This is a genomic window from Streptomyces sp. NPDC058231 (assembly GCF_042882275.1).
In the GTDB taxonomy this organism is placed as follows: domain Bacteria; phylum Actinomycetota; class Actinomycetes; order Streptomycetales; family Streptomycetaceae; genus Streptomyces.
In genome coordinates this window covers 25,014-38,295 of record NZ_JBHVWN010000072.1, presented here as the reverse complement: position 1 = coordinate 38,295, position 13,282 = coordinate 25,014, and the positions used below count along the sequence as shown (strand labels likewise).

The following is a 13,282-nucleotide window of genomic DNA, read 5'->3' as shown; positions in this document are numbered from 1 at the left end:
GGCGAGGCTTCTTCTTCCCCATGCTCTCCATGATGGACATCCTCCCGGGGCTGAACCCCAGATCTCGAATGTCCGCCAAAGCGGATCAAGCCCATCCACGCTCTGCTTCTCGATGCCCACGCCGGTCCAACGAACCGCCCGCGCGATGGTTGCCGGCCGCGGCGATCCGGTCGGCATACGTGCGGTACGCCTTGCGGGGCGAGGGCGATGGCTGGCTCGACCAGTCCGGTGCGCAGGGTCTCGATTCCGTCGGCCGCCGTACCCAGGACTCCCAGCACTCTGCGACTGCCTGAACTCACGCTTCCACCGCCCCCATACAGGTCCGTTCCCAGGGCCAGCAGTACAGCGGAGAATTACAGCAACCACACCGACTACCAACAACCGCGGCCGATCCCTACAGCCCGTGTTGCCAGGCCGACAGACTTCATTGGCCGTTGTGCCGATAGTTCGGCATCGATGGGCAGCCCAGTGGCGGTCAGCCGTATCGTGAGGCCCTGCTCGGTGGTGCCGCGCGTGCCAGAGCCGTGCCAGATCGAGCGGTCAGTCACGGTCAATTGGGGTGTGAGGCGGTGCAGACACCTGCTGACAGGCTTGGTGCTGCTGTACGGCTGTTGACCAGCCAAGACCGTCTTGTGGTTGGCGCCGCCCTTACAAAGCAGGTGTCGGCGGTTCGAAACCGTCCGCGCCCATCAGCCAGAACGCCCCCGCAGCGAGCCGCTGCGGGGGCGTTGACGGTAGTAAGTGACGGCCCTTCCTCAGGCGCATCGCACTACAACCGGATGCGCCCGCATCAGGCCCTGGACATGACTGTTCCGGCCAGGCGGTTCGTGCCCAGGCCGCGGTCCGAGCAGGATGCGCTGCCGGTGGTGCTGCCCGCCCGCCTGGACGCGGTCCCGGCTTCGGAAGCCCCAGTGCCTCCGGCCGAGCCGGGGGCTGTGGCTTGGCCGACGGCCGAGGGTGAGGTCAGCGCGATCGAGGTGGAGCGGGTGGTTCCCACGTCGGGGAACCTGAGCCTCGGCGGGCAGCAGATCTGGTTCGGCCCCGCTCTGGCCGGCACCACGGTGACCTTGCGCATCGACGTGAACCGGCTGCACGTGCTGATCGGCGGCGGCCGACACAAGACGCTGCCTTCAAAGCTGTCCGGCCGGGACCTCAAAGCCCTGCTGGCAGGCGGGGACGCCCATCCCGCCGGACCGTGGGCGGACGAGCCCGGACCGGCGCAGGACACGAAGGGGGTGGCGGAGATGGACCGGACCGTCAACGCGGTCGGCTACGTTGGTCTGAGCTTGGCGTTTATCCTCGCAGGTCACTCGACCTGCTGATCTGCGGTTCTTCCCGGGACAGCAGGGGCGGCCGTTCTCCACGCTTCGAGATGTCGAGTCCACGAAGCACGAGAGAACGGCCGCTGTGTATGAGTCTCCCGGTCGACGCGCCCGCAGGCGACGCATTGGGCATCTTGTCCCGCTTTCGGGTCGAGTTCTACGAATGCCTCTACGCCCGCCGGGACGTGCTCTTCGAGCTCACGGACGCGGTGTTGTGCGCGGACGGGCCGGTGAAGACCCTGGTCGAGTTGTCGCTGGCGGTCGAGCACCGGCGCGGGCACGGCGCGCTGTACGCGGCTTTGGACCGCGGTTGGCTGGAGCCGACGCGGTTGCGCCGCATGCTGGCCGGCCTGCCTGTGCCGAAGGCGGCCGACGGCAGGGTCGTGCTGGCCGTGGACGTGAGTAACTGGCTCCGCCCCGATGCCCCGACCAGCGACGATCGGCTGTTCTGCCACGTCTATGGACGTGGCGACCGCAAGACGGACCAGTTCGTGCCGGGCTGGCCGTACTCCTTCGTTGCCGCGCTGGAGTCCGGCCGCACCTCCTGGGTCGCGCTGCTGGACGCCGTGCGCCTGGGGCCCGCCGACGACGCGACGCTCGTCACCGCCGCCCAACTGCGCGACGTCGTCGAGCGGTTGACGCAAGCCGGGCACTGGCGGCCGGGCGACCTGGAGATCCTGATCGTGATGGACGCCGGCTACGACGTCACCTACCTCTCCCACGCCCTGGCCGACCTGCCGGTCGTGCTGGTCGGGCGCCTGCGCTCGGACCGGGTCATGCTCCGCGACCCGGGCCCCGCACGTTCCGGCCCGAAGGGCGGGCGGCCGCGCAGGCACGGCGGCGTCCTCACCTTCGCCAAGCCCGACAGCTGGCACCAGCCCGACGTCACCACCAGCACGGACACCACCCGCTACGGCAAGGCCGAGGCGATGGCCTGGGACCGGATGCACCCCAGACTCACCCACCGCGGCCCATGGCTGGACCACACCGAGGAGGAACTGCCCGTCCTGCACGGCACGTTGGTGCGGCTGCAGGTCGAGCACCTGCCGGGCGACCGCGACCCGAAACCGGTCTGGCTGTGGTGCTCAGCCACCGCCGCGACGCCGGTGGACGTGGACCGCTGGTGGCAGTCGTTCCTCCGCAGATTCGACCTTGAGCACACCTTCAGGCTCCTGAAGCAGACGCTCGGCTGGACGGCCCCGAAGGTCCGCCACGCCGACAGCGCCGATCTGTGGACCTGGCTCATCATCGCCGCCCACACCCAACTCCGCCTCGCCCGCCCCTCGCCGAGGACCTGCGCCGTCCCTGGGAGCGACCCGCTGAGCCCCGCCGCCTCACTCCCGCCCGCGTCCGCCGAGGGTTTCGCAACGTCCGCGCGACGGCAGCCCGTCCAGCGGCCGCACCGAAACTGTCCCGGCCAGGCCCGGGGCGGCCTCCCGGCTCGAAGAACAAGCACCGGGCCAAGCGCCACGACGTCGGCAAGACGGTCAAACGCGCCGAGTCGATCAAGGAACACCAAGCCCGCCGAGGATAAACGCCAAGCTGAGAAGCCGTTGCCATACCGATCATGGAGTCTGTCGATCGAACGGGAGTCTCGATCGGATGATCGCGGGCCCTGCCCGGCATGAGAGCAGGGCCTGGCGGTATCCGGGGAAAATCCAGGGGAGCGAACGGTCGCGCGCTGCTACGGTCGGGCGCCATGAGCTGGCTTCCCGATGACTTCGTCCACCCCGTCCTGGTACCGCTGCCGGGCGGTGGTCATCACCTGCGGCCGATCCGGGAGGCGGACACCCCGCTCGACTATCCGGCTGTGATGGGTTCGCGCGAGCGGCTGTGGACCACCTTCGGCCCGGCCTGGGGCTGGCCCGCGGCCACGATGACCTACGAGGCCGACCAGGCCGACCTCTTGCGGCACGAGAAGGAGATCGCCGCACACCAGTCCTTCAACTACGCGCTGTTCGACGCGGCGGAGACAGCTCTGCTCGGCTGTGTCTACATCGACCCACCGGAGAGGGCCGGCGCGGACGGCGAGATCTCCTGGTGGGTGGTGGACGAGCTGGTGGGCAGCAAGGTCGAGCAGGCCCTCGACGCGCTGGTGCCGCAGTGGATCGCCGCCGACTGGCCGTTCGAGCAGCCGCGCTTCCTCGGCCGCGAGATCTCCTGGTCGGACTGGCTCGCCCTGCCGGAGCATCCCGACACGTAAGTGGTTGTTGCCCGTACCGATCTCGAAGGCTGTCGATCGAACGCCGGGGTCGCCGACGCCAAGTACACGGCCGAGAAGCACGGCGGCTTCCCCGATGCCGACCTGTACCGGAGGCTGGCGTACTGCACAGCCCTCGGGCTCCCGAAGGACACCCCATGGATGATTCGGGGCGTCGACGGCGCGTACGAGGGCGAAACGTCGAGGTTGGTCGTGTCGGCGCCCTGTTCCGAGACACCTGGCGAGAGCCGACGTTCGCGGCACCCGGGCAGGCGCCCCCGTTCCCGTCCCGGATCTCATGGACAGGAAGGAGACGGCGCGGGCGCCGGCGCCCGAGTTCCGCTGCTGAGTGGGGACGTTGCAGGGCGATCAGCGAGTTCGAGTACGCGCTACCCGACCCTGGGCTTGTCGAGCATGGAGCCGACGTCGTGGTAGAACACCCGATTCTCAACGATCTTGCCGTCTTTGAGAGTGAATTGCTCGATGAAGCGGGTCAGCTCTCCGGTCGTGACGTCCTTGATGCCGACGCACGCCGCGACGCGGTCGCCGTCGGCGATGGTGTAGTGCACCGTGATCGAGGAGACCTCGATGTAGTTCGGCAGGACCCGGGCGAGGCCGAGGAATTCGTCCTTGCCGTGGTAGGCCTTCCCGAAGGGCAGGAACATCGGCTCGATGACCGCGACGTCCTCGGCCAGATAGAAAAGGATTCCCTCGACGTCGCCGCGGTTCGCCGCCGCGAACATGCCTTCGACAATCGCGCGGTTCTGCTCGGTCAGTGATGTGGCTGCGGACATGACGCGTCTCCTTTGAGGCGAAGACTCTCGTGGGTTCAGAACCCCGTTGCGGTCCGGAGTTCGGGCTGGTTGCGGCACACGCGCTGACGCCGGATTCAGCGGTCGATCGTGGACTCGTTGAAGTCATCGTGCCGAGCGCCGGTGGCCGGCGTGAGAGTGTCGAGCCGCTGCAACTGGTCGGCGGTCAGGACGACTCTGTCGGCGGCGGTGTTCTCCTCGACGCGAGCTACTCGCCGGCTCCCGGGGATCGGCGCGATGTCCCCGCCCTGGGCAACCAGCCAGGCCAGCGCGATCTGTGCCGGGGTGGCACCGACCTCGGCCGCGATGGTCCGTACTTCCTCCACGAGCTGCAGGTTCTGGTAGAAGGCCTCGCCGATGAAGCGCGGATTGGTCTTGCGCCAGTCGCCGTCGGGGATCTCCTCCGGCGTGCGGATCTGGCCGGTCAGAAACCCGTGCCCGAGGGGCGCGTAGGGGACCAGGCCGATGCCCAACTCGCGCAGCAGGGGCAGCAGTTCGGTCTCGACTTCCCGGGTCCACAGGGAGTATTCGGTCTGCAACGCGGAGATCGGGTGCACGGCGTGGGCGCGGCGAACCGTGTCCGGAGAGGCCTCGGACAGGCCGATGTGCAGGACCTTTCCTTCGGCGACCAGCTCGGCCACGGTGCCGATGGTCTCCTCGATGGGGGTGTTCTGGTCGACGCGGTGCTGGTAAAAGAGGTCGATCCGGTCAGTGCGCAGGCGCTTCAGGCACCCCTCGACGGCGGTGCGGATGTTGGCCGAACTGCTGTCGAACAGGCCGGTTCCGTCCCCGGCGTGGGACAGGATGCCGAACTTCGTGGCAAGGACGACTTGGTCGCGTCGGCCCTCCAGCGCCTGACCGACGACTTCCTCGCTGTGGAAGGGGCCGTAGCTTTCAGCGGTGTCGATGTGGGTGACACCGAGGTCGAGCGCGCGATGAATGGCGCGGATGGACTCAGCGTCGTCCAGGCCGCCGCCGGAGAGGAGGGTGCCGGCCATGGACATGGCACCCAGGCCGACCCGGGAAACCCGCAGGCTCCCCAGCATGGCGTGCTGCATCAGAGAACTCGTTTCTTGTCGAGAGTGTCGAAGGACGGTGCGTCGGAGGGAAGCAGTGGAGGCCGACGTCCGAGGCATCCGGGCGCCGATCTCGCCGACACCCAGCCAACATCCGTTCACGACATCCCGACAGGCACTGTGAAAAGGGGTACTCGCAGGGACCCCTTCCGGGACCCGGGCCGGGCCTACCCTTGGTCTCATGGACGACAAGGAGGCCGCACGGGCAGCGGTCAGCGAGTTCCTCACCACCCGCCGCGCCCGGGTCACCCCAACTGACGTCGGCCTTCCTCTCCTGGGCACCCGCCGTCGGGTGAAAGGCCTGCGCAGGGAGGAGGTCGCGTTGCTCGCCGGGGTCAGCCCTGAGTACTACGTGCGGCTCGAACGCGGCCAGGCAACCGGGCCCTCCGCCGGAGTCGTCGACGCCATCGCCGGAGTCCTGCGTCTGGACGACGACGAACGCGCTCACCTCGGCCGGCTGCTCGCCGCGCTGACCCCCGCAGCCCGAAGGCGGAGCCGCAGGGCGGCGAAAGACCTGGTCACGCCGGGAATCCAGGTACTGCTGGACTCTATGGACCACCTACCAGCAGTGGTCTTCAACGGCCGGTTCGACATCCTCGCAGTCAACACACTGGGCCGCTCGCTGCTCGCCCCCGTGTACGAACTGCCCGGACGGACGAACAGCGCCCGCTTCCTGTTCCTCGACGAGCCCAGAGCCCGGGACCTGTTCCCCGAATGGGACCGGATCACCGCCGATACCGTGGCGATACTGCGCATCGAGGCCGGCCGCCATCCCGACGACCCCGACCTGACCGAACTTATCGGAGAGTTGGCGACCCGCAGCACAGAATTTCGGACGCGCTGGGCGACCAACGACGTACGAACCGCCCGAGCCGGCACCAAGACCTTCCGGCACCCGGTCATCGGCGAGGTCACGCTGCCCTACGAGACCCTCCGCATCGACGCCGCCTCCAGCCAGATCCTCAGTGTCTACACGCCCCGACCGGGCACACCCGAAGCGGACGCGATCCGCCTCCTGGCCAGCTGGAACGCCGACAGCCAACGGAACAGCAACCCGACAGCCGGAACACACGGCGGGACCCCCGAGGACTGACTTGTCCTCCACCGTGCGACCGGTCGGTACCGACCCCGACTGATCATGGAGACCCCTCGAACGATAGTTCCTCTTAAGCCGGTGGGTCGCAGCTCCTGTGGCTCAGTAGTGCGCGTGGACGCTGTGTGGTTCCCGGGGGAATCACCCTGAACTGGCGCCGCCAGGTTTCTCGGATGGGGGCTCCCACCGAACTTCCCCTGCTCATGGCTTCCCTGGTCGTGCGCTTCCTCGTTCTCCCCGGCCTGGGGTGGAGGCTGCTCTGCTACTCCTCGTATCGGCCGCGCGATCACCCGCCGGCCCAGCTCGATCTCCGCAGCCCCCGTCACCTCAGCCAACCGCGCGGCTCCCTCCCGCAAGCCCTCCAGCCGCACCCGGGCAGCCGCCTCTCGCTCCTCCAGCATTCCCAGCACCGACGCCACCGCGCACCCCTCGGTCATGAAGCGGCCCCGTCCGCTCGTACCGGGAAGCCGGCCGACGCCCTCCAGAAGGCCACCGTGCTCTCGTCGACCTCGCTGGAGACGCGCCTGCTCGACGAGAGCGACCTCGGCAGCGGCTACCTGCGTGAGCCGGAGCGCCCCGCCCAGCACGACGACGTCACCGTCGTCGGCTGCCCGGACCTGAACGAGCTGGGCGGCGACGCGGCGACCGGTGGCACGCTCACCTTCCCGCGCAAGGCGAAGGCGTCCTTCGCCTATGGCGGCAGCTCCTCGGAGGTCTCCGAGGAGCTGTACAGCGACCACCCGGACAAGCTGTCCGACGGCATCGGACGGATCTTCGACGCCATGACCGGCTGCCCGACCTATCAGGTCGTCGCGGGCGGCACCCCCATCGACATGGCCTCGCAGAAGCTCCCCGCGCCCCCGGGCTCGGTGACGAGCAGTGGAGCCAGCTCCTGACGTTCTCCACCGGAGGACGGAGCACGGTGGTCAAGCAGACCGCGATCCGCGACGGCAGTCTGCTGCTGATCGTCTCCGGTTCCCCGGCCCTCGTCGACCGGCACCTCGGCAAGGCCCTCGCCAAGGCAACAGCAGCCAGCTGACCGGCCCCGACACACTGCTGCCCCCGAACCGGACTGCGGTCGGGGGCAGCAGTGCTGTGCGGCTGACGCCCGGGCGCAGTCCGGCACATTCCTAATGGGACGTGACCCATGCTGCGAGATGGGACGTGAACCGTGCTGCGAGTCCACTCCCCGTCGTCGCGACGAAGGCCATGACGATGGCCGCCACCACCCAGGGCGAGATGCGTTGAACGATGACGTGCACTCCGCCGCATCGGAGTTCAAGGGCAGGCTGCTGCTTCTCTTCGGTTCGAGGCATGTGGCTATTCAGCCGCACGGATACGTGGCACCGCTACGCCATACCTTCGCCACTTTGCCCCACTTCAACGGCCTTCCAATTAACACATGTTGAGCAGGATCACTACGCCAAAGTGTGGCCACCTTGCCTCATTTGAGGCGCTGGCAATACCACGGGATGAACTCCCACCGCTACGCCGGGCAGACCCCACTTCACCCCGCTCCCCCCGCCCCGAGGTCCGCAGGTAATCAACGATGCCGCGCCGGCCGACACCCTGTGCTCGTCGCCCAGGTCGTTCTCCTTCGACTCGATGGCCCGCCCGAGACGCGGAATGGAATGCCAGAAGCCCGGCCCCCTTTCGGGAGGACCGGGCTTCTTACGTCTGGCTGCGGGCGCCGCCGAACGCTAGGCCGGCGCCCGCAGCAGTCGCTCCCTGGTGGCCTCTGGCAGCACGCGCCGCAGGACCGGTGCGGTCGAGCTGAGGGAGGCGGCGAAGGCGGCGACGAGGTCGTGCGGGACGCTGCCCCCGAAGGAGGCCGCCCACAGGCAGGGTGCCCCGAGCGAGGGCTCGGCCCATGCCTGCCATCCGGCCAACCCAGCCTCGTCGGCCTCGGTCGTCAGGGCGCGCGGGTCGGCGTCCTGGATGAGGGGCGGCACCTCCCCGAGGCTGATGTGCGAGGTGAACGTCGGGTCCGTCGCTGCCGCGTGGGGCTCGTCGATGTCGCGGAGCCAGCCGTGGGCGGCGACGGCGTCGAGGACCAGCTCGGGGCCGGCGAGCGGCACGACGGGCTGGTCGCGGGCGTCGAGTGCGACGAGGAAGTCGGCCACCGCCTCGCCGGGGACGTCGGTGGTGAAGTAGGACGACCACGACGCGAGCGGGCTGCTGGTGTCCGTGCGGGCCGAGATCTGCCAGGCGATCGGCTGGTCGCCCAGGTGGAACGGCTCGTCGGCCAGACTCCACTGCGCCCAGCGGAGGGCGTCGGGGCTGATGTGCAGGACGGTGCTGCGCAGGACCTGGCGGTCCTCCGCTGCTTCGTCCGGCTCGTGCCGCCCGTGGACTATCGTCAGGCTCGTCCAGCCCAGGCCGGAGAGCGTGTCGGCGACGGTGTCGTAGAGGTGCCCATCGTCGCCGGCTAGATGCCGGGGCCCGACCCAGAACGCGGGCTGGCCGCCGCGCGGGGTGGACGGGGCGGGCGGGAAGTCGGGGTGCAGGGGCGCCTCCAAGGGCTCGGTGCGGGTCTAGTTGCCGCCGGCACGGCGGCGGGGGCGGCGCGGGGGTGCCTGGACGGGGCCCTGCCACGTCAGGGCGACGGCGACCTCGGGCGGCAGATGGCCGAGCTGTGCGTCCTCGTCCCGCCCTTCGGCGAGGTAGACGACGGTCCGGCCGGTCTCGTCCACCGACTGCACGACCTGCGCAAGGCGGTGTGCCATCGGAAAGAACGGGTTCATGGCCTGGCGGACCGGAGCACTCCGGTCGCAGCCGGACAGCAGGTCGATGAGATCGCCGACGGCCATCTCCGGGGACGTCACGAACAGCCTCCTGGGGTGAGAGGAAACGGGGAGCGATGGAACGGACCGGCCGGTGGGAGTCAGCACGGTCATACGCGACGTGAGGTTTCCAGCACGCGCGCAATGGCGGCGGCGACGATGTCGGCCGGCGTCTCAGTGTCGAACGACAGGCGGTAGCCGGGAACCTCGGCCGTGCCGGTGACGGCGATTGCCCAGCCCTCGCCATCCGTGCCGGGACGGCCGTTCGGGAACCAGCCGAGGTAGAAACGGCCGTCCTTCGAGCTGACGTGCACGTCCGCGCGGTCGTCCACGATCACGTGGAAGTCGTCCGCTGAGAACTGGTCTGTCACGAGCGTGGGCTGCCCGGGGCCGAGCTGCCATTCGCGCAGCCGCAGGGCTTCGATGGTGGTGGAGAAACCAGGGCCGGCGGGCACTACGGTCACGGGCAATCACCTCTCTGACCTGGGATTTCTTGCAAGGTCGTCTACGTTGACATGCCCTCGACCGCGCTGGCCAGTCTTTCTGTGGTCTTTCCTGTCTGCCCGCGGCGAACTGCTGTCCCGTGTCATCCAATGGAGGCGTTTGACAGGGAACCTAGTCGTCACTGGCGAAGGGCTGGGGTGTGCCGGTCATCCGGGGCTCGTGAGGCGCAGAGCAGCGTTGAGTCGGCCATGGAGGCATCTCGAGACCTGGCGACCCTGTCCGTCCCCCTGGTCGGGGCGTGCCCGCTTGCCCTTGGTGCCCAGCAACCGCGCACCGAACCCCGCAGCGCCGACGAGGTACTAGGTGCTTGACCCGGCTCACTGCCGCGACGATGCAACAACAAGGCGGCCGGTCCTCACGGCCCGCTCCCGTCCCCAGCCTGACCACTGACCACCGGTCTGGCGGGCACCAGACAGAAGGGCCAGCCAGCGGTAGCCAGTTGGACTTGATGAACCCGAACGCCGCCCCCAACATCAAGGACGCCATCGTCGCCCACCAGGGGCCCGTCCTCGTCCGCCCTCGGACTCGCAGGCGTCTTCCAGGAAACGGCGGAAGACAGGGCGTGTTGTACAGCGTCTTTGGAACACAAGCGGGCCCGGACCAATTGGTCCGGGTGCGACTGCGCGCTTCAGTTCGCGAGTTGACCGACCTGGTTGGCAGCCATGGTCGGAAGCGGTCGCCAACTGGCGGGGACGTTCCGCATCACCAGAGCGCAGTCCAGGGTTGCGCTCCCCGACGGGAAGCGCTCTGGGTCGTCGAAGAAGGACGATGCGGCGGAGCGAACCCGGCCGGCCTCCACGTGCCAGGCATCGGTGTGGAATTCCATTCCGTCCAGGTGACGGCCGGACGCTGTGGCCGAGAAACCCTTTGCTCCACCTCGGAAGAAGCGGGATGCCTCGGCAAGATCGGCGAAGAGTTCACTGCCTCGCAGTTCGTCGGAGAGCTCGACGCAGACATCGACGCGGGTGTCGCCGTCCCGCGTTGCGAAGGCGGCATGCACTTGGTCGGGTGTCTCACGCACCTCGAAATCGGCGCGGCCGTGTTCGCCGGGAAAGACGCGGCCTCCAGCCCAGACATTGAGTCGCGAGGCGGTGTCACGACGCGGGATGTAGACGCCGGTCTCGACGCCGTCCGGCCCGTCCCATTCCACGGCGAACCGATGCGCCGCGTTCTCGCTCCGCAGGCCGAACGCCCTGGGGGCCCAGGCCGGCCTGACACCTCCCAGCCGCAGCAGGCAGATACCGGCGACCGCGTAGCCGTGCACCAGTTGCGGGCGCAGCGGCTCGGGGAGCAGGCGGGCCGCTGCGCTCGGGGTGACCCGGTAGTTCACCAGAAGCCGTCGTTCAACGATGCTGGACAGGCGTGGTTGCCTCATGATCCCTCGCTCTGCGGCCCGGGCCGCCATTTGGTGTGGCGCAGCACGATCTGCTCGGGACAGACGGCGCTGAGGAACCGGCCGATGGAGTTCGCCAGGCGATCATCGGCCAGCGTGTAGAGAATCCGGTTGCCGTCCCGGCGCTCGGTGACCAGTCCGGCTCCCTTGAGCACGCCGAGATGCCGTGAGATGGATGGCGCGCTGATCGCAAACCTGCTCGCGATCTCGCCTGCCGAGAGCTGGCCGCCTCTGAGGTCCTCAAGGATCTGACGCCTCGTCGGATCGGCGAGTGCGCGAAAGGCTCCTGCCTCGTCCTGAGCTTCTACCATGCTCTCAATTTAGCACTTTAGCTAAGCATCTAACAAGACATCCAGAGTCTCCATGGCAACGTCGGCGACCGTTCTCCGACCGCTGCACCCAACTCGCCGACTCTCGTGCACACACGCCAACTGAGGCGCTCAGTCACACCGGTGTGACTGAGCGCCTCAGTTGGCGGATGAGCGCCTGAGTTGGCGGCTCTGGGCGTGGTCGTTGGCGAGTTCGTTTTCGCGCGTCATGGGAGCGATTGGGCCGCAGTGCGGCGGCCCCAAGGCTCGCCGTTAGAGGCCTGCTACGAATGCGTTAAGACCTGTGAGCTCGGCCGAGAGCGCCCACAGGCGGGCTGCCTGTTGAGGATCGGTGGCGTAGTCGCGCACGCCGACGAGTACGTCGTCGCTCGTGGCGGGTTCGGCGACGTCGCAGTCCTCGCAGTAGACGCCGCCCATGTCTTCCAGCTGCGGGGAAGTTGCCGCCCAAACTTGTGTTGCGGCACCCTGTTCAGCCGTCTTGAATGTGGGGTCCACCAGGTAGCCGTCCTCGTCGATCCAGCCGGCGGCGACCTTCTCCTCGTGGGAGAGGTGGCGCTGCAGCGGGGTGAGGATTTTGCCGGGGTGCACCGAGAACGCCCGCACTCCGCGGCCGCGGCCGAGTGCGTCGAGGTGCACGGCGAACAGCGCGTTCGCCGTCTTCGCCTGTGCGTAGGCCTGCACCTTGTCGTAACCGTGCTCGAACTGCACATCGTCCCAGCGGATGTCCGAGAGGTGGTGGCCGCCGGAGGATACAGCGACGACGCGGCCCCCGCCACGCGCGATCGCCGGCCAGAGCCGGTTGACGAGTGCGTAGTGGCCGAGATGGTTGATCGCGAACTGCGCCTCCCAGCCGGGGCCGACCCGTACTTCCGGACAGCGCATGATCCCGGCGTTGTTAATTACGATGTCGATGCGGCGGCCCGAGGCGAGGAAGCGATCGGCGAATCCACGGACGCTCGCCAGGTCGGCAAGATCGAGCTCGTCGACCTCGACGCCGTCGATGCCATCGACTGCTTCCTGGGCGGTCGCGCGCCGCCGGGCGGGAACGACGACACGAGCGCCCGTGCCGACGAGGGCACGTGTCGTCTCCAGCCCGATTCCCGAGTAGCCGCCGGTGACGATCACGAGCTTCCCGGACAGGTCGATTCCGCGCAGAACGTCCCCTGCGGTGTTACCGGCTCCGAACCCAGATCCGATCTTGCACTGAGGAGTGGTCATGAACCGAACGCTACGAATTGAAGCGCGCTCTAAGGCAAGGCGGTAGAGATTCCGTACCGCAGTAGACGCGCCCGCCAACTCAGGCGCTCATCCGCCAACTGAAGCGCTCAGTCACAACCGGGCCCGCGGGTTGTTCGGGGCGCGGCCTCTACAGGTCGAACTCCAGGTGCTCGATGTCCGTGAAGCGGACTTCCTCCAGGGAGCCGGCGCGGCGGCCGCCGTCTTGGAAGTAGGTCTCTTTGAGGGCTTCGGCGGCGATCTCCCTGAGGCGGTCGTCGCTGGCACCGGCCTCCTGGGCCTCGAAGAGGCGGGCGGCGTGGCGCGGCGGGAGGGCGACGGTCAGGTGCCGGATGCGGTCTTCATCCGTTGACCCGATCGGTGCGACGTAGCCGAGCCGGGCTCGGGTGCCGATGACGATGCCGCCGGTGCTCGCCGCCTTTCGCCGCAGTTGCCCCCAGGGCTCCGGTTTCAGCGACCCGCAGCCCTCGCGACAGGAGCGACAGCGCGATGACTGGGCAACTGGCGTGCTCCCGGGTGGTGCCGAGGCGCCTA

The 13,282-nt window shown here is 68.5% G+C and carries 12 protein-coding genes and 3 pseudogenes; 6 read left to right on the top strand and 9 right to left on the bottom strand.

Annotated elements, in window-relative coordinates; all coding sequences use genetic code 11:
• The 4 genes and pseudogenes from ACFVXE_RS32095 to ACFVXE_RS32080 all read left to right on the top strand — a co-directional run.
• Window positions 1–293, top strand: a 293-nt coding sequence (locus tag ACFVXE_RS32095; RefSeq protein ID WP_389676504.1) for a hypothetical protein, incomplete at its 5' end; no start/stop codon positions are given.
• A gap of 477 nt (window positions 294–770) precedes the next feature.
• Window positions 771–1,307: pseudogene (locus ACFVXE_RS32090) on the top strand (IS481 family transposase); the annotation flags it as partial.
• Between the two features lie 149 nt (window positions 1,308–1,456).
• Complete coding sequence (locus ACFVXE_RS32085) at window positions 1,457–2,950, top strand: NF041680 family putative transposase (RefSeq protein WP_389676502.1); 1,494 nt, start codon at window positions 1,457–1,459, stop codon at window positions 2,948–2,950.
• A gap of 71 nt (window positions 2,951–3,021) precedes the next feature.
• Entirely contained in the window at window positions 3,022–3,525 is a 504-nt protein-coding gene (locus ACFVXE_RS32080) for an N-acetyltransferase (RefSeq protein ID WP_389676500.1), read from the top strand.
• 386 nt (window positions 3,526–3,911) lie between these two features.
• On the opposite strand, the gene ACFVXE_RS32075 is transcribed toward ACFVXE_RS32080, so the two are convergent.
• Together ACFVXE_RS32075 and ACFVXE_RS32070 are read right to left on the bottom strand one after the other, a co-directional pair.
• Complete coding sequence (locus tag ACFVXE_RS32075; RefSeq protein ID WP_389676498.1) at window positions 3,912–4,316, bottom strand: nuclear transport factor 2 family protein; 405 nt, start codon at window positions 4,314–4,316, stop codon at window positions 3,912–3,914.
• Between the two features lie 95 nt (window positions 4,317–4,411).
• On the bottom strand, window positions 4,412–5,392 hold the full coding sequence (locus ACFVXE_RS32070) for an aldo/keto reductase (RefSeq protein ID WP_389676496.1): 981 nt from the start codon (window positions 5,390–5,392) through the stop codon (window positions 4,412–4,414).
• Between the two features lie 199 nt (window positions 5,393–5,591).
• Here ACFVXE_RS32070 and ACFVXE_RS32065 point away from each other — a divergent pair, with 199 nt between their 5' ends.
• Together ACFVXE_RS32065 and ACFVXE_RS32060 are read left to right on the top strand one after the other, a co-directional pair.
• Window positions 5,592–6,503 carry a helix-turn-helix domain-containing protein gene (locus ACFVXE_RS32065; protein ID WP_389676494.1) on the top strand — a complete coding sequence of 304 codons (912 nt, stop codon included), beginning with the start codon at window positions 5,592–5,594 and terminating at the stop codon, window positions 6,501–6,503.
• Between the two features lie 443 nt (window positions 6,504–6,946).
• Window positions 6,947–7,542, top strand: a pseudogene (locus ACFVXE_RS32060) (hypothetical protein); the annotation flags it as partial.
• A 661-nt stretch (window positions 7,543–8,203) separates the two neighbouring features.
• On the opposite strand, the gene ACFVXE_RS32055 reads toward ACFVXE_RS32060, so the two are convergent.
• The 7 genes and pseudogenes from ACFVXE_RS32055 to tpg all read right to left on the bottom strand — a co-directional run.
• A complete protein-coding gene (locus ACFVXE_RS32055) occupies window positions 8,204–9,022 on the bottom strand; it encodes a DUF317 domain-containing protein (protein ID WP_389676493.1) in 819 nt (272 codons plus the stop codon).
• 15 nt (window positions 9,023–9,037) lie between these two features.
• The gene (locus ACFVXE_RS32050; protein WP_389676491.1) at window positions 9,038–9,328 is read right to left on the bottom strand and encodes a hypothetical protein; all 291 of its coding nucleotides are present in this window, start codon (window positions 9,326–9,328) and stop codon (window positions 9,038–9,040) included.
• 68 nt (window positions 9,329–9,396) lie between these two features.
• Window positions 9,397–9,750 (bottom strand): DUF317 domain-containing protein, encoded by a 354-nt coding sequence (locus tag ACFVXE_RS32045; RefSeq protein WP_389676489.1) that lies wholly within the window; start codon window positions 9,748–9,750, stop codon window positions 9,397–9,399.
• Between the two features lie 668 nt (window positions 9,751–10,418).
• A complete protein-coding gene (locus tag ACFVXE_RS32040; RefSeq protein ID WP_389676487.1) occupies window positions 10,419–11,165 on the bottom strand; it encodes a DUF2071 domain-containing protein in 747 nt (248 codons plus the stop codon).
• The gene (locus tag ACFVXE_RS32035) at window positions 11,162–11,494 is read right to left on the bottom strand and encodes a metalloregulator ArsR/SmtB family transcription factor (RefSeq protein WP_389676485.1); all 333 of its coding nucleotides are present in this window, start codon (window positions 11,492–11,494) and stop codon (window positions 11,162–11,164) included. Before ACFVXE_RS32035 ends, ACFVXE_RS32040 begins: the two co-directional genes overlap by 4 nt.
• 270 nt (window positions 11,495–11,764) lie before the next feature.
• Window positions 11,765–12,730 carry an SDR family NAD(P)-dependent oxidoreductase gene (locus ACFVXE_RS32030; protein WP_389676484.1) on the bottom strand — a complete coding sequence of 322 codons (966 nt, stop codon included), beginning with the start codon at window positions 12,728–12,730 and terminating at the stop codon, window positions 11,765–11,767.
• A 148-nt stretch (window positions 12,731–12,878) separates the two neighbouring features.
• Window positions 12,879–13,175, bottom strand: a pseudogene (gene tpg / locus ACFVXE_RS32025) (telomere-protecting terminal protein Tpg); the annotation flags it as partial.
• Between the last annotated feature and the right edge of the window lie 107 nt (window positions 13,176–13,282).